This is a genomic window from Pseudidiomarina insulisalsae (assembly GCF_003987065.1).
Classification (GTDB): Bacteria; Pseudomonadota; Gammaproteobacteria; order Enterobacterales; family Alteromonadaceae; genus Pseudidiomarina; species Pseudidiomarina insulisalsae.
Window position 1 is genome coordinate 102120 of the sequence record NZ_PIPY01000009.1, and the last position, 20308, is coordinate 122427.

General features: G+C 52.5%; 17 protein-coding genes. 11 read left to right on the forward strand and 6 right to left on the reverse strand.

Annotated features, from left to right (window positions below):
- Nucleotides 1-32 precede the first annotated feature (32 nt).
- The 7 genes from motA to CWI71_RS09660 all read left to right on the forward strand — a co-directional run bounded on the left by motA (nucleotide 33) and on the right by CWI71_RS09660 (nucleotide 8180).
- Entirely contained in the window at nucleotides 33-899 is an 867-nt protein-coding gene (gene motA / locus CWI71_RS09630) for a flagellar motor stator protein MotA (protein WP_126755057.1), read from the forward strand.
- Nucleotides 899-1756: a flagellar motor protein MotB gene (gene motB, locus CWI71_RS09635; RefSeq protein WP_126755058.1), complete on the forward strand. Its 858-nt coding sequence runs from the start codon at nucleotides 899-901 to the stop codon at nucleotides 1754-1756. The genes motA and motB overlap by 1 nt, the downstream gene beginning before the upstream one ends.
- Nucleotides 1757-1846: 90 nt before the next feature.
- Complete coding sequence (gene flhB, locus CWI71_RS09640; protein WP_126755059.1) at nucleotides 1847-2974, forward strand: flagellar biosynthesis protein FlhB; 1128 nt, start codon at nucleotides 1847-1849, stop codon at nucleotides 2972-2974.
- Nucleotides 2971-5064: a flagellar biosynthesis protein FlhA gene (gene flhA, locus CWI71_RS09645; protein ID WP_241967690.1), complete on the forward strand. Its 2094-nt coding sequence runs from the start codon at nucleotides 2971-2973 to the stop codon at nucleotides 5062-5064. The genes flhB and flhA overlap by 4 nt, the downstream gene beginning before the upstream one ends.
- A complete protein-coding gene (locus CWI71_RS09650) occupies nucleotides 5061-7070 on the forward strand; it encodes a flagellar biosynthesis protein FlhF (protein ID WP_126755060.1) in 2010 nt (669 codons plus the stop codon). The genes flhA and CWI71_RS09650 overlap by 4 nt, the downstream gene beginning before the upstream one ends.
- Nucleotides 7063-7485, forward strand: coding sequence for a hypothetical protein (locus CWI71_RS09655; RefSeq protein ID WP_126755061.1), 423 nt, complete (start codon nucleotides 7063-7065; stop codon nucleotides 7483-7485). Before CWI71_RS09650 ends, CWI71_RS09655 begins: the two co-directional genes overlap by 8 nt.
- Complete coding sequence (locus tag CWI71_RS09660) at nucleotides 7485-8180, forward strand: RNA polymerase sigma factor FliA (protein WP_126755062.1); 696 nt, start codon at nucleotides 7485-7487, stop codon at nucleotides 8178-8180. Before CWI71_RS09655 ends, CWI71_RS09660 begins: the two co-directional genes overlap by 1 nt.
- Before the next feature lie 5 nt (nucleotides 8181-8185).
- Here the strand turns inward: CWI71_RS09660 and CWI71_RS09665 are convergent, their stop codons facing one another.
- The 6 genes from CWI71_RS09665 to rpmH form a co-directional block, all read right to left on the reverse strand.
- Nucleotides 8186-9871, reverse strand: coding sequence for an FUSC family protein (locus CWI71_RS09665; protein WP_241967691.1), 1686 nt, complete (start codon nucleotides 9869-9871; stop codon nucleotides 8186-8188).
- 77 nt (nucleotides 9872-9948) lie between these two features.
- Nucleotides 9949-11322 carry a tRNA uridine-5-carboxymethylaminomethyl(34) synthesis GTPase MnmE gene (gene mnmE / locus CWI71_RS09670; RefSeq protein ID WP_126755063.1) on the reverse strand — a complete coding sequence of 458 codons (1374 nt, stop codon included), beginning with the start codon at nucleotides 11320-11322 and terminating at the stop codon, nucleotides 9949-9951.
- On the reverse strand, nucleotides 11319-12998 hold the full coding sequence (gene yidC, locus CWI71_RS09675) for a membrane protein insertase YidC (RefSeq protein WP_126755064.1): 1680 nt from the start codon (nucleotides 12996-12998) through the stop codon (nucleotides 11319-11321). Before yidC ends, mnmE begins: the two co-directional genes overlap by 4 nt.
- On the reverse strand, nucleotides 12995-13279 hold the full coding sequence (gene yidD / locus CWI71_RS09680) for a membrane protein insertion efficiency factor YidD (protein ID WP_126755065.1): 285 nt from the start codon (nucleotides 13277-13279) through the stop codon (nucleotides 12995-12997). Before yidD ends, yidC begins: the two co-directional genes overlap by 4 nt.
- Nucleotides 13210-13605: a ribonuclease P protein component gene (rnpA, locus tag CWI71_RS09685; RefSeq protein ID WP_126755066.1), complete on the reverse strand. Its 396-nt coding sequence runs from the start codon at nucleotides 13603-13605 to the stop codon at nucleotides 13210-13212. The genes yidD and rnpA overlap by 70 nt, the downstream gene beginning before the upstream one ends.
- On the reverse strand, nucleotides 13606-13740 hold the full coding sequence (gene rpmH, locus CWI71_RS09690; RefSeq protein ID WP_055439485.1) for a 50S ribosomal protein L34: 135 nt from the start codon (nucleotides 13738-13740) through the stop codon (nucleotides 13606-13608). It abuts the gene before it with no gap.
- Between the two features lie 311 nt (nucleotides 13741-14051).
- On the opposite strand from rpmH, the gene dnaA reads away from it, so the two are divergent.
- The 4 genes from dnaA to gyrB are packed head-to-tail and all read left to right on the forward strand — an operon-like array spanning nucleotide 14052 to nucleotide 20141.
- Nucleotides 14052-15443, forward strand: a complete 1392-nt coding sequence (dnaA, locus tag CWI71_RS09695; RefSeq protein WP_126755067.1) for a chromosomal replication initiator protein DnaA — start codon at nucleotides 14052-14054, stop codon at nucleotides 15441-15443.
- A 59-nt stretch (nucleotides 15444-15502) separates the two neighbouring features.
- Nucleotides 15503-16603, forward strand: a complete 1101-nt coding sequence (gene dnaN, locus CWI71_RS09700; RefSeq protein ID WP_126755068.1) for a DNA polymerase III subunit beta — start codon at nucleotides 15503-15505, stop codon at nucleotides 16601-16603.
- A 23-nt stretch (nucleotides 16604-16626) separates the two neighbouring features.
- Entirely contained in the window at nucleotides 16627-17709 is a 1083-nt protein-coding gene (gene recF / locus CWI71_RS09705) for a DNA replication/repair protein RecF (RefSeq protein ID WP_126755069.1), read from the forward strand.
- Nucleotides 17710-17720: 11 nt separating this feature from the next.
- Nucleotides 17721-20141: a DNA topoisomerase (ATP-hydrolyzing) subunit B gene (gyrB, locus tag CWI71_RS09710; RefSeq protein WP_126755070.1), complete on the forward strand. Its 2421-nt coding sequence runs from the start codon at nucleotides 17721-17723 to the stop codon at nucleotides 20139-20141.
- The last annotated feature ends 167 nt before the right edge of the window (nucleotides 20142-20308 follow it).

The following is a 20308-nucleotide window of genomic DNA, read 5'->3' on the forward strand; positions in this document are numbered from 1 at the left end:
TAACTATGTGTAGTCGGGTTAGGGATTAGCTGGTGTTCATAGCAATCGGATTTGTCATTATTATCGCCTGTGTCTTCGGCGGTTTCGTGCTTGCCGGAGGCGCGCTAGGGCCGCTGCTGCAGCCACTTGAGTTGCTGATTATTGGCGGCGCCGCGCTTGGTGCCTTTATTGCCGCAAACAGCTCAAAGTCGATGCGGGCCACCTTGAAAGTTGCCGGTAAGTTGCGGGCCTCGACCCGTTACAGCAGTGCTACTTATCTTGCGCTGCTGGGGCTACTGTACCAACTCCTTACCAAAATGCGCCGCGACGGCATGCTAGCCGTTGAACAGGACATTGAAAATCCTGAAGAAAGCGCAATTTTCAGTGAGTTTCCTGAAATTCAAAGCGATACGCTGTTATGTAATTTCATTACCGACTATTTGCGCTTGATGATTAGCGGCAATATGAACCCTCACGAGCTTGATGAGCTGATGTTGCATGAGATCGAGACCTTTGAACAGGAAGGTGCGATACCTGCAGACGCATTGTCCCGTGTGGGAGATGCGATGCCTGCGTTTGGTATCGTCGCAGCCGTGCTGGGTGTTGTGCGGGCACTGAGCTCAGCAGACGTCGCCCCTGATGTGATGGGCACCATGATTGCGCACGCGCTGGTGGGTACCTTTTTGGGTATTTTGCTGGGCTATGGCTTCGTGAATCCGGTGGCCGGACGCATCGAGCTGCAGATGGCTGAGGTGAGTAAAACGCTGCAGGTTATTCGCGTCACGTTGCTCGCCAGCGCCCATGGTTATGCCCCCCAATTAGCGGTGGAATTTGGACGTAAAGGTTTGCACGTGCAGGAGCGGCCAAGTTTTACTGAGCTCGAGCAGTATATCCGCGGAGACGCGACGGAAGCCGCCTGATGAATGAGCAGCGTCAGCCGATCATCATCCGCCGTAAAAAGCATACCCGGCATAAACATCATGGGGGCAGTTGGAAAATTGCCCTGGCCGACTTTATGACAGCGTTAATGGCGCTGTTTCTGGTCATGTGGATACTATCCATGTCGAGCGAAGAGCAACGGCAAAGTATTTCTGATTATTTCCGTACGCCCTTAGTGGTGGCGCTCGCTGGCGGCGATAAACCCACGGCTAGTACCAGTGCCATTAAAGGTGGCGGTGACGACCCGGTACACCGCAGTGGTGAGCAAGCGCGGATTGATTTACGGCAGCAAACACGGCCGGCCGACGTCCGTCGTCATTTTGCGCAAGTGCAGCGACGGATTGAGCAGGCCATTGCCGGTGACCCAGTATTGGAAAAGTTGCGCGCGCAGCTACGTTTTGACTTTACCGCCGAAGGTCTACGGATTATGGTTCTCGATACTGAGACCCGGCCAATGTTCGAGCTTGGCAGCGACAAGCTCGCGCCCTACATGGAGCGCTTACTGAAAACCATGGCGCCGCTGCTTAATGATATTCCAAACCCGTTAACCATTAGCGGACACACCGATAGCCTGCCTTACGCCGGGGGTGAACGGGGCTACAGTAACTGGGAGCTCTCGGCCGATCGCGCTAATGCTACACGCAAAACCCTGCTCGCTGGCGGCCTTGAAGCAGCGAAGTTATTGCTGGTCATGGGTACGGCCGATCGGGTGCCGCTTGAAGATACCACTGCAGATGATCCGCGTAACCGTCGTATTACGCTGGTGGTACATACGCAAAGCTCGGCGGACTTTATTCGGCGTCAGGGGTTTTTTCCGACGGAGCAGAAGCAAGAATAACGACAAAATAAGCGCCCTTATTAGCGCTTCGTTCGCGCGCTGTGCAACTGATAATGAGACTGCGAAAATCCCTCATAGTGCACGGCGAAGATGGCCCAGGACGATACTGAACAACAGGAAAAAACAGAAGAGCCCACGGCAAGGAAGCGGCAAAAATCACGAGATGAAGGTCAGGTTGCGCGATCACGCGAGCTGACTACATTTGTGTTGCTGTTTGGCGGATTGTTGTTGCTTTGGAGTTTCAGCCAATCCTTGTTTCAGCGCCTGGGGCAGGTGATGGAGCAGTCGTTTAGCTTCGATCGGCAGCAAATTGTCGAATCCGGGCCCATGCTGCAAAACGTGCTGCGCCTCGGAGAGCACAGCTTATGGTCGGTACTCCCTCTGTTCATTGGCATGTTGCTGCTGGCACTGGTGGCACCCGCGCTACTCGGTGGATGGGTAGCCTCGGCGAAGTCGCTGCAGCCGAAATTTGAAAAGCTGAATCCTATCAAGGGCCTGAAAAGAACCTTTTCGGTACAGGCGTTAGCGGAGCTTGGCAAAGCCATCGCTAAGACTGTACTTGTGGGTGGTGTGCTGGGACTGTTCCTGTGGTCGCAACGGCAGGAACTGCTGGAACTGATGCGCCTGCCCGTGAAACAGGCACTGACCAGCGCCCTGGAGCTAGCAGCGCAGGCCTGTTTTTATATGATTCTGACCCTGATTGTGGTCGCGTTGGCTGATATTCCGTACCAGTTATTTAATCACACTAAAAAATTACGCATGAGCAAAGAAGAGCTCAAACGCGAGACCAAAGAGACCGACGGTGATCCGCACATTAAAGCTAAGATTCGCCAGCAGCAGCAGGCCATGGCGCGGCGGCGGATGATGGCTGAAATTCCCAATGCTGATGTGGTCATTACCAACCCCACTCACTTTGCGGTGGCACTGCGTTATGACGAGAGCAAGATGGGCGCGCCCCGGGTAGTGGCAAAGGGGACCGACCGGGTTGCAGCTAAGATTCGCGAGCTCGCCGAAGCGCATGGCGTGCCCCGGCTGGAGCTTCCACCTTTGGCACGTAGCCTGCACCAACATGTGGGTCTTGATCAGGAGGTGCCAGTTGCGCTTTATACCGCCGTCGCCGAAGTTCTGGCCTGGGCGATGCAGATCAAACGCGCCGGAACGGTGCCGCCACCCGAGCAGGTAAGCATTCCCGACGACTATAAGGAGGCAGTGCAATGAGCAGCACCATGAGAGCAAACCTGACGAACCGCCTGCAAGCACTGCAAATGTCGCAGGTACAGGTCTTGGTGGGACCGATACTTATCCTGCTAATACTGGCCATGATGGTGTTGCCGCTGCCGCCGTTAGTGCTTGATTTCCTGTTCACCTTTAACATTGCGCTGTCACTGATGGTACTGCTGGTCAGCATGTTCTCGGAAAAGCCGTTGGAGTTCGCGGCGTTTCCGGCAGTGCTATTGTTTGCCACCTTATTACGCTTGTCACTGAATGTCGCCAGTACCCGGGTCGTATTACTGGAAGGGCATCAGGGCGGAGATGCCGCCGGCAAAGTGATTGAAGCTTTTGGTCAATTCCTGGTGGGTGGCAACTTTGCTGTTGGCCTGGTGGTGTTTTTGATTCTGGTGATCATCAATTTTATGGTCATTACCAAGGGTGCCGGACGTATCGCCGAGGTCGGCGCGCGCTTTACCCTTGACGCAATGCCCGGCAAGCAAATGGCTATCGATGCCGATTTAAATGCTGGGCTCATTGGCGAAGAAGAGGCACGCCGCCGGCGCCAGGAAGTGGCACAAGAAGCAGAATTTTATGGCTCGATGGACGGTGCCAGTAAATTTGTCCGGGGTGACGCCGTGGCCGGCATGGTCATCATGGTGGTGAATATTATCGGCGGTCTGATGATCGGCGTTTTACAGCATTCGATGAGCATGGGTGACGCTGCGCATACTTATGTGTTGCTGACGATCGGTGACGGTCTGGTAGCACAAATACCTGCGCTGATTATTTCCACTGCTGCGGGCGTGACCGTGTCGCGTGTGAATACTGAGCAGGACGTTGGCGAGCAGCTGGTGAAACAGTTGTTTGTGAATCCTAAAGTACTGTATTTAGTTGCTGGAGTCATTGGTTTGCTGGGTCTAATTCCCGGCATGCCCAATTTCATCTTTTTACTGTTTACTGCTCTGTTGGGCGGTGGCGCCTGGTTGTTGCATCGCCATCAGCAGCAACACCGTGCAACTGCAGCTGCAGAACAAACCCCTGAACCAGCGGCTTATAGCGCACCTGAGGCGAGCTGGCAGGACGTGCAGTTGGTCGATACGCTGGGCATGGAAGTCGGCCACCGGCTGATTCCGCTGGTGGATGATCAGCAGCAAGGCGAGCTGTTAACGCGCATCAAAAGTGTCCGCAAAAAGTTTGCGCAGGAGGTCGGCTTCTTACCTCCGGTAGTACACATTCGCGATAACCTTGAGTTAAAACCTAACGCCTACCGGTTAAGTATGAAGGGTAGTGAAGTCGGTCAGGCGGAGATTCATCCGGACAAGTGGCTGGCAATTAACCCTGGTCAGGTAAGTCAGGAGATTCAGGGCATCGCGACTACGGATCCCGCTTTTGGCCTGCCAGCGCTCTGGATTGAGCCGGATCAGCGCGAGCATGCACAGATTTATGGTTATACGGTCGTCGATGCCAGCACTGTGGTTGCCACCCATCTGAACCATTTGTTGCAGCAGCATGCAGGCGATCTCCTGGGCCGGGACGAAGTGCAGAAACTTATCGCTAAGCTCGGCGAAGAAAATCAGGCGCTGGTGGATGATGTCATTCCGAAGTGCGTTAGTGTGACTCAGTTGCAGCGAATCTTACAGCAACTTTTAGACGAAGAAGTGTCGATACGTGATTTGCGCACTATTTTCGATAAATTAGCTGAATTCGAAGGGCAGCAGGTCGATGTTGCCAATCTGGTGGCAGAAGTGCGAATCGCATTGGGTCGCACTATTGTTCAACATTGGTTCGGTGGCACACGTGAACTTGAAGTGATAGGTCTGGAAGCCAGTCTTGAGCAAATGCTAATGCAGGCGGTACAGCAAAACAGTGCGGTTGAGCCCGGGCTGGCGGCCATGTTGCAACAACAGGCGCAACAGGCAGTGCAGCAGGCCCAGGCCCGCGGGCAGGCGCCTGTTGTTGTGGTGCCGGCCGCCTTGCGCCCACTGATCGCGCACTTCCTGCGTCGTCAGGTAGATGACATTGTGGTGCTGTCACAAGCAGAAATCCCCTACGACAAACTTCTTAAAGTCGTACAAGTGCTAGGAGAATCATCATGACCCTGCAGCGGTTTGTCGCCCCTACGCAGCGCGAGGCGATGCGCCACGCGCGTGCGCAACTGGGTGACGATGCAATCATAGTGACCACCCGCAGCCATGCTTCGGGTGCCGAAGTCTTTGCGCTACGCGAACAAGACCTCGATCAAATTGATAATCAACGGCCGGTAGCAAGCCAGGACGACATTACGACGCGCCTGATGCAGGATATGCAGGCCCTGCGCGCGCTGGTACAGGAACGTATGGCGGACAGCACTCCCACTTCGGCCAGCCGGCCAACCGCAGGCAGAAACACAGCCGCTTCCTGGTGCTATGCCAAACTTGCCGCCTGTGGCTTTTCAGCAAGCGTACAGCAGCAATTAGTTGCCAAGGCACCGCAAACAGACAGCGTGAAAGAAATGCAGCGCTGGCTGCAGGCACAACTTGAACAGCGCATTTGTGCTCAACAGGCGGGCACTGCCGAGAGTTTGCTTGAGCATCAGGGCGTAGTTGCGGTGGTTGGCCCCACCGGTGTAGGCAAAACCACCACCACGGCCAAGCTGGCGGCGCAATTTGTCATGCGCTACGGCCCTGAACAATTATTGTTGGTGACCACGGACAGTTATCGTATTGGCGCGCAGCAGCAACTAGGTACTTATGCCGACTTATTAGGTGTTGAACTGGCGGTGCTCGGAGGCGGGCAGGACAGCGCAGCGATTGCTGCTAAAGCGGCGGGTAAACGTTTGGTGCTGATCGACACGGTAGGCTTAAGCCAGCGCGATCAGCGCCTGACTGAGCGATTGGCCGAGCTCGGAGGACCGCAATGGCCAAACAGTCCACGACTGCTGTTATTGCTAAATGCTGCTGCGCAACAATCAATGCTGGCCGAAGTGGCGGGCAACTATCAAGCTATTGCGCGACAACTGGGCTGGCATTTGGGTGATGTATTGCTGACCAAGCTCGATGAGGCGACCTGCTTAGGCGCTGTCGTTGATACCGTGCTGCGCTACGATTTACGTATTCAGGGCTACGCCGCCGGACAACGTGTTCCTGAAGACCTGGAGTTTCAGCGCGATGCCGGTGACCTTGCAGCCGCGTCATTAAGTCTCGAGGCGCCGGCTGTACTTTCGCCAGGAACGGCCAAACGTGGCTTGCTAAGTGAATTTGCTCAGGTACAGCAACTCGCCGGCCAGTTAGCGCGGCAGTTACAGCGTCAACAGCGCGCCTCGTCGTGTGCCAGGTATTATCCATCGGGCGCGCAGCGTAGCGGCTGGCGCACTGAACCACCCGTGTTCGCGCTCGATGCGCAGTTGCGGCCGATTCAGGCGATGGCCCCGTCGGCGGAGCTTTTCAATGCTGCTGAACTGCAGTTATTCGCGACGTTGCCCTCTGCTGCCACACTTACGCAACTCACCCAAACAGACTGTAACTGGTTTGCCCGCTTGCGCCATCAACAGCACCTGACGCCCTTACGGCCGGCAGCAGCGGCTGATCGTAAAATAGCAGTACGTGCCTGGCTGCGACGCGAGGGTATGGCGCTGGATAACTGGGTGGTACGTTGGCAAGGGCAGCGCTGTCAGGCGCGCTTGCGCGTCGCCGCGCTTGCCAGTGAATTAACCGCGGCGCCGCTGCAACTCTTCCAGCTGTCGTTGCGTGGCCCGACGCGCGCCTTACAGCAGGAACGTTACTTTGTCGCCAGCTCACAATTATCGGCACAGACCGTGCAATGCGCATGCCAGGCATTATTGGAATTGGACGAGCTCGCCAGATTAACCCGCCTTGCCTGGCAGAAGCTCGATCAAGCTGATACACAACACGATTTACAACAGCCTGCAGGTATTGCGGCTTTGGCCGTCCAGCTGGCGTATGCGACCAGTGATGCGCTGGTGGTACTGCGTGAACAACTGATGCGCTTAGGCCAGCGCACTGGTGTTTGCCGCCCCGGGAAACTTATTCCGCAACTCACCGAGCTGATGGCATTTACTGGCCATAGTCCGGGCTCATACGAAGAGGCAAGTCGTCGTGAGTGATCAGGCTGAAGGCTTGCGCCAATGGGCGTCGCAACAGCAGCGGGTGCGCTACACGGTTCCCGTGGTGGGGTTACCCGAGGGACGCTCCATGGCGGTATGTCACCAAGTGCTTGAGCGCTGGCAGCAGCAAGGGCATAGCTGGATAGGCGACCCGGCTGATTGGCACTTTGTCGCAGGCGAGCGGCAAGAGCTGGCAGAACACCCACGTTGGGCCTTATGGCTTGAAGATGATATCAACGGCTTTCGCCGTGCTTATCAGGCTCTTAAAGTAGTGGCGGCGCGCGACAATGGGCCACGGCAATTATTAGTATTGCATGAATCGTTACCCTCACAGCGCGGGTTATTGGAAAACGTGCGCCAGGTGGCGGCGCAATTTTTTGCGATAAAGCTGGTTATTATTCCGGACAAGAACTGATGTATACAGCAGCAGGTACTTTAGACAAACAAGATATTCTCGAACACTACTATCCGCTGGTGCGCAAAATTGCGCTGGCGCTGAAGGTGAAGCTGCCGGCAAGCGTCGATATTGAAGACCTGGTGCAAGCCGGTGTCGAGGGCTTGTTGATGTGTGTCGAGCGGTTTAATGCGCAAGCTGGCGTAAACTTCTCGACCTATGCCCATCAGCGCATCCGCGGTGCCATGATTGATGAGTTACGCAGTCGTGACTGGTTGCCAAGAAGCGTACGCCGTAGTGGTCGCGAACTTGAGTCCTGTATGCGCCGATTAGAACAGCAATTAGGCCGTGCGCCCGAGGAGCGCGAGCTGGCGCAAGCCATGTCGTTGTCGTTAGAAGAATATCGTCAGTTACTGGCTGATACCAATAGCGGTCTACTGATGTCATTCGACGAGCTACATAGCGATGATAGCGAAAGCGTGCAGTTCAGCGACAACAGCCAGCAACCTGAAACCCAGGTACAGGGCCATGATCTGAAACAGCGGGTGCAGGCAGCCATTGCCAGCCTGCCCGAGCGCGAGCAGGTAGTGATGACGTTGTATTACCAGGAAGAGTTGAATTTAAAAGAAATTGGGGCAGTGCTGGACGTGACAGAGTCACGGATATCGCAACTTCACAGCCAGGCAATTAAGCGCATTCGCGCGCGTATCGGCTGAGTCTGTTACTTATAGCGATTCAGTTGTTGTTGCACACGAATTAAATAACGCGCGGCAGTCAGCTTGTCATTAAAGCCCAGCCGATCAGCCATTTGGTAAAGCCGTAGCAGGCGGTGATAAAATCGCGCACGGTAACGCTTGAGTTGATTTGCGGTCAGCCGCCGCGCTTCAAGTTCCTCCAGCTCGCGATCGAGCGCTTTTAGCAGATGGCGTTGTCGTGAACGAATATTGGTAGGGAAAACCAGTTTATAGCTGGCCATAGCCAGTAACGGCGCAGCAACGACCGCCGAAGCGATGCCTAACGAAACTTCCGTCTCGAAGTGGTATTCGGTGTACGGCTGCATCAATAGTAAAAAAACAATATTAAAGTCCATCGCGCCCGGTGAGGTCTTGTTATGAGACAGCGGCAGTCCCGCGACCAGAATGACTGGCATCAGGCAGAGTAACATCGCCAATACAGAATCGACCTGAGGCCAGATGAAGGCCTGAATTGTCACCGCGACAATAGCGGCGGCGGTCTGGCCCAAAAACACGTAATACATGGTTTTTGCGGGATTTTCGACGGTCGAGAACAGGGTCAGCATGACCGACGCGCCTAACAGCAAATAAGCGAGTTGGAACCAGCCGGTATAAGACCAGACAAAACTAATCAGCAGCATTACTGCAAAGGTACGAATACTTGCCTGTTTGGCTCCGCGCCAGTCACGGTGCAGGAGCACTGAAAAGTCAGTTTTAGACTTCGCCGTGGTACCGCTTTCACGAAACTGGATACGATCTTCAATGGCATCAATAAAATCACGGAACTCATGCTCAAGCGTGGTATCGGTCATTAGCTTGCGGGTTTTGGCAAGCGTCTCCCTGACAAGGGCGACATCGCTGCCGGTGAGCGCCTGGGCACTTTCTCTTAACGCTTCAGCCAACCCTTCCCGGTGCTTCACCGAGCAGGTTTCAAGTTGTGCCAATAATCCCAGCTGAGAATTAATTAAACGGCGCAAGAGTTTTGCCGACAGGTGCGCGGAGGGAGATCCCGAACCATGGTCCGCCAGCTGGGTCTCAAGGTGGGCGAGGTTGGTGATCTGATCGTGCAGCGGAATCTTATCAATCGAGCCCTGATCGTAAGCGCGGGCAATGGTGCGCAACGTTTCTGCCGTCTGCCGGCGAACTTTGTTTACCAGGGTCTGCTCGGCGCGGCGGTAGGTAAAGAGCCAGCCGACAACCAGCGCAATCATTACGCCCAGGAGTACGGTAATTAAACGGTCAATCCCTAATGGAAGCAGGGCGTCAGGTGTGCGCGACAGCAATACCACCATGGACGACGAATAACCGGCAAGGACCGCGCCGTACGAAATAAGGCCGTGCAGCAGATGCGCGCCATAAACGCATAACGTCACCCATACCGTTAAGCCGGTGGCGGCAATCAGCACGTTATCGCCGGCCAAGGTGACAATGACAATACCCATGGTGGTGCCAATCAGGGTACCCAGACTTCGATAACCGGCTTTTTCTAATAACAGACCGCGGGTGGGTTGTGACACCCCCCAAACCGTCATCGCTGACCATTGCGGGTGTTCCAGACCCAGCGCCCAAGCAATAATAAGTGCCAGACAGGCAGCGATTGCGGTACGGGTACCGAACCGAAAGCGTGAATAGTCAAAGCCGTATTTGGCTAACCAGGACTTGATTTGGGTCATAGACTGCTAATGTAAACCCCGAGTCGGGGTTTTAGCAAATATGCGCGTGTCGGTGAGCGCTAAAATCAGGAAAAGGATTATTTGCCGATGCAGAAGGAGCTGAAGATTTTACCTAACAGGTCGTCAGAGCTGAATTCACCGGTTATTTCATTCAAGTGTTGCTGTGCGAGGCGTAACTCCTCAGCTAGAATTTCACCGGCGATGTGCTGCTCCAATGCGTCTTGTCCGGTGAGTAAGTGCTCACGCGCTTTATCCAGGGCTACCAAGTGGCGACGACGCGCCATAAAGCTACCCTCGCTGGTGGCCTGATAGCCGACGCAGTGCTTAAGGTGGTCACGTAATAATTCAACGCCATGGCCGGTTTTTGCCGACAGATGTAGCACAGGGACGCCGCCAATATCTTCAAGCTGCACGGGCTCTGTGTTCAGGTCTACTTTATTGCGGATGACCGTATAGGGCAGGTCAGCCGGCAACTGTTCAAAAAATTCGGGCCAGATATCAGCAGGGTGCACGGCCTCGGTCTCGGTGGCATCCACCATGAATAGCACGCGATCAGCGCCGCGGATCTCGTCCCAGGCACGCTGTATACCAATCTGCTCAACTTCATCGGGGCTGTCGCGCAAACCTGCAGTATCAATAATATGCAGCGGCATACCGTCAATCTGAATATGCTCACGCAATACGTCACGGGTGGTGCCGGCAATGGCGGTAACAATGGCTGACTCGCGTCCGGCAAGCGCATTAAGCAAGCTCGACTTACCGGCATTCGGGCGACCGGCGATGACCACTTTCATACCCTCGCGCAACAGTGAGCCTTGCTTGGCTTGCACCATCACCTGCTGCATATGATCAAGAATCGCTTCTAAGTCGGTGGCTACCTTGCCATCACTGAGAAAGTCGATCTCTTCGTCAGGGAAATCAATGGCCGCTTCAACGAACATGCGTAGCTGAATAACAGCATCGACCAATTGGTCAATTTCATGAGAGAAACCGCCTTGTAAGCTCTGTAGAGCGGCTTTGGCGGCTTGTTCCGACGTGGTATCAATAAGGTCGGCAATAGCTTCAGCCTGCGTCAGATCAAGTTTGTCGTTAAGAAACGCCCGTTCGCTGAATTCGCCTGGACGGGCTGGCCGGATGTCAGGAAGATCTAAAATGGCTTTGATGATCATGTCGATCAGCACGGGGCCGCCATGTCCTTGTAATTCAAGTACATCTTCACCGGTGAATGAATTGGGTCCGGCGAAGAATAAAGCAATGCCTTCATCAAGCAATTGACCGTGCTGGTCACGAAAGGGGAGGTATTCAGCTTTGCGGGGTGGTGGGCAATGACCAAGCAAGTTTTCGGCAACGCGTTGCGCCGCCGGGCCACTGACGCGCACAATACCTACCCCGCCGCGTCCGGGCGGGGTGGCTTGGGCGACAATGGTATCGTTGCTTAGCTCGAAGCTCATTTCTTCTTACGTCGCTCCATGATGCCTTTTTTCTCGAGGCCACGATAAATCCACTGCATTTGCGCGATGGTGATCAGGTTGTTACTCAACCAGTACAGCACCAGACCGGACGGGAACCACAGGAAGAATACGGTGAAGATGACTGGCATATACTGCATCAGCTTCTGCTGCATTGGATCCGTTGCTGGGGTCGGCTGCAGACGCTGCATATACCACATGGAGGCACCCATCAACAGCGGTAGAATGTAGTACGGATCTTTTGCCGATAAGTCTTCAATCCACAGGAATAATGGCGCATGACGTAATTCAACGCTTTCCAGCAGTACCCAGTAGAGTGCTAAGAAGATAGGTAACTGCAACAGCATCGGTAAACAGCCGCCCAGCGGGTTGACCTTCTCTTCTTTGTACAGCTTCATCATCGCTTGCGACATTTTCTGACGGTCGTCGCCGTAGCGCTCCTTCAGAGCCTGCATTTTTGGCTGAATCATGCGCATTTTGGCCATCGACACGTACTGCGCTTTGGTCAGCGGATACAGGACCGCTTTAATGATGATGGTTACTGCGATAATGGACAGACCCCAGTTAATCAGGAAGCTCTGTAAGAATTGCAGTAGCTTAAAGATAGGCTGTGCTAACCACCACAGGAAGCCATAGTCGACAGTCAAATCGAGGTTCTCTGCGACCGCTGCCATAGCGTCCTGATCTTTAGGGCCGACAAACAGCGTGGAGCGGATTTCCGCTGAGCTGTTAGGTGCGACGGTAGCGGTAGGGTAGATCACCCGCATCAATGCCTGATTATTGCGGATGACACTTGATGAAATTTGCTTGGTACCTTCAACACGCGGTACCCAGGCGCTAACGAAATAATGCTCAAGCATTGCCACCCAGCCGCTCTCAGTCGCGCGGCTAAGTGGTTGATCGCGCATGTCATCAAAGGAATACTTTTCGTAACGATCTTCGTCCCATGAATAGGCGCCGCCACGGTAGGTTGGCATCATCATGCTGCCGCCGGCTTCTGAAATGACTTGTTTCAGTTGCGCGTAGAACTGCACTTCTTTATGCCGCGTACCGACGTTTTCTACGGTGTAGATGACATCAATGGCATAAGAGCCTTTGGTGAATACGAAAGTTTTGGTGACTTGCGAGCCGTCTTCCATGGTATAGGTGAGCGGGACGCGCAAAGTATCGCCGGTCATTTCATAGCTGTCGCGTTCCACGTAGAACAATGGACGACCTTCAGCAGAGTCGGTCCCGTCGCGGCCAACTAGACCGGACTGAGCGATATAAAGCTGCGAAGGATCGTCATGTAAGAGTTCAAAGCGTGCTTTGGAGTCTTGCGTGCGGGCAAACTCAAGCAATTGTGCATTGACAACGTCACCGCCACGTAAGGCGATCTCAACGTCAAGAACGTCGGTTTTGACTTCGACGCGGGCGCTTTGCGGAACGTCAGCGACTGTTGGCGTCGCATTATTGGATGCTGTCGGCACGCTCTCATCGCGAAGGCTCGGATCAGCACTTGGAACAGCGCTGTCGGCTGTGCCATTGTCCTGCGTGGTTTGAGTCGTTTGCTGCGTCGCTTTTTGGGTGCCTGGCGCCGTATCAATGACCCAGTTCTGGTAGAGGAAAAAGCTGACTACCAAAAAAGCAATAAACAATATTGAACGTGGCGAATTCATAAGTCCTTCGTCTCTGTTTTACTTTCGTTCGTTGGTTCCGATGCGTTCTCGTCCGGCACCGGGTCGAAGCCGCCCGGATGACCGGGATGACATTTACTAATGCGTTTGCTGGCGAGCCAGAAGCCCCGCATCATACCATGCTTTTGTATAGCTTCGATGGCGTATTGCGAGCAGGTGGGTTGAAACCTACAGCGTGGACCTATCAGTGGGCTTAGGAACCACTGGTAGAGTCGGATGCAGCCGATAGGTATTGCGCGCACCGCTTGCTTAAAGTTCGCCATAAATAATCGAGCCGTTGTTGCAAAGCATCATTTTCGAGATCGACAATACCGCTTTTCGCGATGACGATAATGTCGAATGGCGGTATTTTATGCTGTTTCAGCCTAAAATTCTCGCGAATCTTGCGTTTTATTCGATTCCGATCAACAGCGCGTTTCGCACGTTTCTTTGAAATCGTGATGCCAAGACGGGGATGGTCTGAATGATTCGGACTTGCGAGCATGGTGAGTTCAGCCGTAACGGCTTTCACCGGGGGGTTATTGAAGACTTGCTGGAATTGAGCGGGAGTTAACAGACGTAACTCCCGACCATAGGAATACTGCTTCAATTACGCAGACAGGACTTTGCGGCCCTTGGCACGACGACGAGCCAAAACCTGGCGGCCGTTCTTAGTTGCCATACGAGCACGGAAACCGTGTGTGCGCTTGCGCTTCAATACGCTTGGTTGAAATGTTCTTTTCATAACGTTACTTCCGTAATCGGGTTACCCAAAAAATAAGAGCGCGAATTCTATCGACAAATAGGATCAAAGTCAACGACAAAAGCTATCCACAATTTAGAAAAAAGAGCGATCTTTATTGTGGATAACCGTAATGCAGTTAGTCGCATAATTTGGCTTTCAGGCTAGCGCTTCGCGCCCGACTTCAGTACAATCAACTGATATTAATTATACAAAAATTAACAGTCGATTTTCGCATTTTTCTTGGAAAAAGCGGTGCAAAGTGGGGGCACCGGCGAGGATCGCTGTGGTAAGAGAAATGCAGGGAGTGGAGAGTGAGTAAATCGCTTTGGGAACAATGCACCGAACGCCTACAAAGCGAGCTGTCGACGCAACATTTTAATACCTGGATCCGTCCGTTGCAGGCGGATCTGGCGAATGATATTTTGACGCTCTACGCTCCGAATATGTACGTGGTAGATTGGGTCAAAGATAAATATCTGAACCTGATCAACGATTATCTGGGTGAGGCAGCTAAAGATAAAGGTGCGCAACCGCCAAGCGTTTCATTTGCTGTGGGCGGGATTGAACGTAAAAGCGAAGCTAGTTCCAACACCCCGAGTAAAGCTGAACCCCGGCGGGCCGCTGTTGAGCGTCCGTCCCGTCGTCAAAGCCCGTGGGATGAAGATACACCCGCGCCGGCATTTGAATGTAATATCCATCCGGAATATACCTTTGACAATTTCGTCGAGGGTAAATCGAATCAGTTAGCCCGCGCAGCGGCTTCGCAAGTGGCCGAAAATCCAGGTGGCGTTTATAACCCTCTGTTCGTATACGGTGGCACAGGTTTGGGTAAAACCCACTTATTGCATGCGGTGGGTAACGCCATCATGGCCAATAAGAAGGGCGCCAAGGTATTTTATATGCGCGCCGAGCGCTTCGTACAGGACATGGTAAATGCCCTTAAAAACAATTCGATTAACGAGTTTAAGCGTTACTACCGCTCCGTTGACGCCTTATTAATTGATGACATTCACTTTTTTGCCAATAAAAAAGGCTCGCAGGAAGAATTCTTCCATACTTTCAATGCCTTACTTGAGGGTAATCAGCAGATTATCATGACCAGCGATCTTTACCCCAAAGAAATTGAAGGGGTGGAGGATCGCCTGCGTTCGCGTTTTGGTTGGGGCCTTACCATTGCCATTGAGCCTCCCGAGCTTGAAACCCGTGTCGCGATTTTAATTCGCAAGGCGCAGGAACGCGGTATTACCTTGCCGCACGAGGTGGCATTCTTTATCGCTAAGCGTCTGCGTTCTAACGTGCGCGAACTTGAAGGGGCGCTCAATCGACTGGCAGCGAACGTGAATCTGACCGGGCGTCAGATCACCATCGACTTTGTCCGCGAAGCCTTGCGTGATTTAATTGCAGCGCAAGAGAAGTTAGTTACTATAGAGAATATACAAAAGACCGTCGCTGAGTATTACAACATTAAAATGGCGGACCTGTTGTCAAAGCGCCGTACGCGCTCGGTGGCACGACCGCGGCAATTGGCGATGGCATTAGCAAAAGAACTCACCAACCATAGCTTGCCAGAAATAGGCGATGCGTTCGGGGGACGTGACCATACAACGGTATTGCACGCGTGTCGTAAAATTCAAAACCTAAAAGACGCGCAGCATGATATCAAAGAAGATTACAGAAACTTGATCCGCACGTTATCAGCCTAATCAAAGCTGTTCGGCTAGGGCCGGTGCTGCAGGGAAACGAAACATAGGGGAATGACGGGATGAAATTTACCATCAATCGTGATGCGTTTTTAAAACCTCTCCAGGTTGTTAGCGGTGCAGTTGAGCGCCGTCACACAATTCCAATTCTATCGAATGTACTTATTCAGGTAGCCTCGGATCATATTCGCCTTACAGGTACCGATCTCGAAGTGGAACTGGTTTCAGTTTGTAGCATTGAAGGTGGCGAAGAGGGTCAGTTGACAGTACCAGCGAAAAAGCTGGTCGACATTATTCGCAGCTTGCCGGAAAGCGCGCAGGTAGAAGTAAGCGCTTCCGCAGAAAAAGCCACGATTCGCTCAGGCCGCAGTAAGTTTACGCTTGCTACCTTACCGGCAGAAGATTTCCCGAACATTGATGACTGGGACAGCGATATTCAGTTGGTCACATCACAAGGCGTACTACGCGACCTGATGGAGCGTACCCATTTTTCAATGGCGAACCAGGACGTGCGTTATTACCTTAACGGGATGTTGTTTGAAACAGACGCCAACACCTTGCGTACTGTTGCGACCGATGGCCATCGGCTGGCAATGAGTTCGGTTGAAATTCCGCAGCCTAATCTTGCGGGTCGCCAGGTTATCGTCCCTCGTAAAGGTATTATGGAACTGATGCGCTTGCTTGATGACGCCGATACAGAAGTAAAGGTAGCGATTGGTGCCAACCACATTCGGGTCGAAACCAACGGTATGTCGTTCACCAGTAAACTGGTGGATGGTCGCTTCCCTGACTATCGGCGCGTGCTTCCGCAAGGTGGGGACAAAGTCGTCATCGCGGATCGTGATACATTAAAGCAAGCTTGTTCTCGCGCGGCAATTTTGTCGAATGAAAAATACCGCGGCGTTCGCGTGACGTTGTCAAATGGCGAGATGTGCCTTACGGCGAACAACCCAGAGCAGGAAACAGCCGAAGAAGTCGTTGAAGTGGACTACCAGGGCGAACCGCTGGAGATCGGTTTTAATGTCAGTTACCTGATTGACGTGCTGAACACCATTCATGGCGAAAAAATTAAAATGACATTGTCGGGCCCTGATGCGAGCGGGTTGATTGAGGACGATGAAGACGACGCATCACTTTACGTCGTTATGCCGATGCGCCTGTAGTTTAAGGCGCACATTAGGCTTTTATGTATATTGACGCGCTGGCACTGACGCATTTTCGAAACTTTGAACAAGCGAAATTAGCACCGGGGCGTCAGGTTAATCTGTTTATCGGTGAGAATGGTAGCGGCAAAACCAGCCTGCTCGAGTCCATTTACTGTTTGGGATCCGGTCGTTCGTTCCGGCCAGGTAATTACAAGCAGTTGGTGCAGCATGGCAACCAAAGCTTTACTGTTTTTGCCAAGATAGATAACGGGTCAGGACGCCTACATACGCTGGGTTTTCAAAGAGACATTTCCGGCGAAGTAAAACTGAGAATAGATGGGGAGACATCAAGAAAGTTTGCACCCATGGCGAAGCTCGTCCCGGCGCAATTGATGACGCCCGAAACCGTTGAACTGGTTTTGGGCGGCCCCAAAGTACGCCGACAGTTTATTGATTGGGGTGTGTTCCACGTGGAACATTCGTTTATTGAGGATTGGACGCGTTTTTCTCACATACTGAAACAGCGTAATTCGCTGTTAAAACGTAAACGCTTAAGTGACGAGAATGTTTATTGGGATGAAAAGTTTGCCAGCTATGGCCAACGCGTGGCAGAGCAACGCGCGGCGTACCTCACCAGTTTCGAGCCTGTACTGGTAGAGCGGCTTAAGCACTTTTTACCCCAATACACATTCAAGTTTCAGTTGAAGTGGGGCTGGGATTCAGCTCTATCTCTGACTGAGGCTTTAAAGCAACATGCTGAGGCGGACCTCCGTTATGGACATTCAACGGTGGGCCCCCACAAAGCCGAGTTGCGAATACTAGCCAATGGCGAGGACGTAAAGAACGTTTTGTCGCGTGGGCAGTTAAAGCTGTTGGTGGCAGCATTAAAAGTGGTGCAAGGGGAATACCTAACCAGCAAAACAGGAGTACAATGTATCTACTTGGTGGACGATATCACCGCTGAGCTTGATACCAGTAGTCAGCATAAGTTTTGTGAAGCACTACTCGCAACCAACGCGCAATTATTCGTTTCAGCGATTAATAAGGGCGAATTGCCCGATATAATAAAGCGCGCTGATACAAAGATGTTCCACGTGGAACATGGAACCGTCAAGGAACTATAGAGAAGCTTGTTATGGCAGAAAATAATTACGATTCGTCGAGTATTAAGGTCCTGAAAGGACTTGATGCCGTGCGCAAACGTCCCGGCATGTACATCGGTGACACCGATGACGGGACAGGACTTCACCATATGGTGTTCGAAGTCGTCGATAACTCTATTGACGAAGCGTTAGCCGGGCACTGCAAAGACATTGTGGTCACCATTCACTCTGACGGCTCAGTTTCCGTTAAAGACGATGGTCGTGGCATTCCTGTAGACTTGCATCCGGAAGAGGGCGTTTCTGCTGCTCAGGTCATCATGACCGTTTTACATGCCGGCGGTAAGTTTGACGATAACTCCTATAAAGTCTCGGGCGGTTTGCACGGGGTTGGTGTCTCTGTTGTAAACGCCCTTTCAGACAAGTTGCAACTGACTATCCGACGTCAGGGACATGTCTATGAACAGTTCTATAATCTCGGTGACCCCATTGAACCGTTGAAGCAAATTGGTGATACCGATAAGACGGGAACGCAATTGCGTTTCTGGCCAAGCCCAACCATTTTCAGCGATATAGAGTTTCATTACGATATTCTAGCGAAGCGCCTGCGCGAACTATCATTCCTGAACTCGGGCGTTTCAATTATTCTTCGCGACGAGCGCAGCGGTCGGGAAGATCACTTCAAATATGAAGGCGGTATTGCGGCCTTTGTGAAGTACTTGAATGACAAGAAAACGCCTATTCATCAGAACGTCTTTCACTTTACGACAGAGCGTGAAGATGGCATCTCTGTTGAGGTCTCCATGCAATGGAACGACTCGTTCCAGGAAAGCATTTTCTGCTATACCAATAATATTCCTCAGCGCGATGGCGGTACCCATTTAGCGGGCTTCCGTGCTGCTTTGACTCGTACTCTGAACTCATACATGGAGAAAGAGGGGCTCAATAAGAAATATAAGACCAATGCTACCGGTGATGACGCCCGCGAGGGTTTGACCGCCGTGGTGTCGGTAAAAGTCCCTGATCCGAAGTTCTCATCGCAGACCAAAGACAAACTGGTATCTTCTGAAGTGAAGTCTGCAGTTGAACAGTCAATGAACGAGAAGTTATCTGACTTCTTGCTCGAGCAACCGAACGAAGCAAAGATCATTGTCGGTAAGATTATCGATGCTGCCCGTGCTCGTGAAGCAGCTCGAAAAGCACGGGAAATGACGCGTCGTAAAGGCGCGCTGGATTTAGCCGGACTGCCGGGCAAGCTGGCAGACTGTCAGGAAAAAGATCCAGCTTTATCTGAACTGTACATTGTGGAGGGTGACTCTGCGGGTGGTTCTGCAAAGCAGGGCCGGAACCGCAAGTTCCAGGCTATTTTGCCGCTGAAAGGTAAAATCCTGAACGTGGAGAAAGCACGCTTTGACAAGATGCTTTCCTCACAGGAAGTCGCGACCCTGATTACGGCCCTGGGCTGTGGTATCGGACGGGACGAATACGATCCGGATAAAACCCGTTATCACCGTATCATCATCATGACCGATGCCGACGTCGACGGTTCGCATATTCGTACGCTACTGTTGACCTTCTTCTATCGTCAAATGCCAGAACTGATTGAACGCGGCTACATGTATATTGCGCAGCCGCCGCTTTATAAAGTAAAAAAAGGTAAACAGGAAACCTACATCAAAGACGAGCCGGGCCTGATTGCTTACCTGACCAGTATGGCACTCGAGAATGCATCGCTACATGTTAATGCTGATGCTCCTGGTATCAGCGGCGCGCATTTAGAAACCTTGGTTAATGATTACCAACTGGCGCAAAACGCGATTAAGCAACGCCTCTCTCGCCGCATGCCTGAAGCCTTCCTGCAACGTCTGTTGTACGCACCACGCTTGACCGAGGAGCGGCTGAAAGATGAGTCGGCCATGCAGGCATGGGCAGACGAGTTACAAAAGGATTTAACCGACCGGGAAGTCAACTCGGCGACCTATACCATGTCGATACAGTACGATGAAGAGCGTTCAATGTATTTACCGGTCATTACGGTACGCCAGCATGGTATCGATAAAGATTACCCACTTAACTATGAGTTCCTGATGTCGCGTGACTATGATCAGCTCGTTAGTATCGGCGAGAAGATCAATGGCTTGGTTGAGCCGGGCGGCTTTGTGCGCCGTGGCGACAAAGAGAAGCCGGTTGATGACTTCGTTGAAGCAGTCGAGTGGTTGATTAACGAGTCGAAGCGGGGCGTTTACATTCAGCGTTATAAAGGTCTTGGTGAGATGAACCCAGAGCAACTTTGGGAAACTACCATGGACCCGGAAACACGTCGAATGATGCGGGTCACGATTGAAGATGCCATCGGCGCAGATCAGTTGTTCACCACGCTCATGGGTGACGAAGTAGAGCCGCGCCGCGACTTTATTGAAACAAACGCCCTAAAGGTTGCCAACCTGGACGTTTAACCCATCAGTGTTGATGCGCCAAAAAAAGGAGCCAATCGGCTAATGCCAGTCAGTTAAGAGCTGACTGGCATTTTTTTTACGGGGTATTTGACCTGCTTGGATCGCACTTCTCGTGGATAAATTCGTTCGGTTCTCCTCATTGGTAGGATGAAGTGCTCCCCGAGATC

What these genes read in the sequence shown, in the direction of transcription:
- motB (WP_126755058.1), top strand. Translation starts at nt 899, where the DNA reads ATGAATGAGCAGCGTCAGCCGATCATCATCCGCCGTAAAAAGCATACC.
- flhA (WP_241967690.1), top strand. Translation starts at nt 2,971, where the DNA reads ATGAGCAGCACCATGAGAGCAAACCTGACGAACCGCCTGCAAGCACTG.
- CWI71_RS09650 (WP_126755060.1), top strand. Translation starts at nt 5,061, where the DNA reads ATGACCCTGCAGCGGTTTGTCGCCCCTACGCAGCGCGAGGCGATGCGC.
- recF (WP_126755069.1), top strand. Translation starts at nt 16,627, where the DNA reads ATGTATATTGACGCGCTGGCACTGACGCATTTTCGAAACTTTGAACAA.
- rpmH (WP_055439485.1), bottom strand. Translation starts at nt 13,740, where the DNA reads ATGAAAAGAACATTTCAACCAAGCGTATTGAAGCGCAAGCGCACACAC.
- yidD (WP_126755065.1), bottom strand. Translation starts at nt 13,279, where the DNA reads ATGGCGAACTTTAAGCAAGCGGTGCGCGCAATACCTATCGGCTGCATC.
- flhB (WP_126755059.1), top strand. Translation starts at nt 1,847, where the DNA reads ATGGCCCAGGACGATACTGAACAACAGGAAAAAACAGAAGAGCCCACG.
- CWI71_RS09660 (WP_126755062.1), top strand. Translation starts at nt 7,485, where the DNA reads ATGTATACAGCAGCAGGTACTTTAGACAAACAAGATATTCTCGAACAC.
- mnmE (WP_126755063.1), bottom strand. Translation starts at nt 11,322, where the DNA reads ATGAGCTTCGAGCTAAGCAACGATACCATTGTCGCCCAAGCCACCCCG.
- gyrB (WP_126755070.1), top strand. Translation starts at nt 17,721, where the DNA reads ATGGCAGAAAATAATTACGATTCGTCGAGTATTAAGGTCCTGAAAGGA.
- yidC (WP_126755064.1), bottom strand. Translation starts at nt 12,998, where the DNA reads ATGAATTCGCCACGTTCAATATTGTTTATTGCTTTTTTGGTAGTCAGC.
- CWI71_RS09665 (WP_241967691.1), bottom strand. Translation starts at nt 9,871, where the DNA reads ATGACCCAAATCAAGTCCTGGTTAGCCAAATACGGCTTTGACTATTCA.
- dnaN (WP_126755068.1), top strand. Translation starts at nt 15,503, where the DNA reads ATGAAATTTACCATCAATCGTGATGCGTTTTTAAAACCTCTCCAGGTT.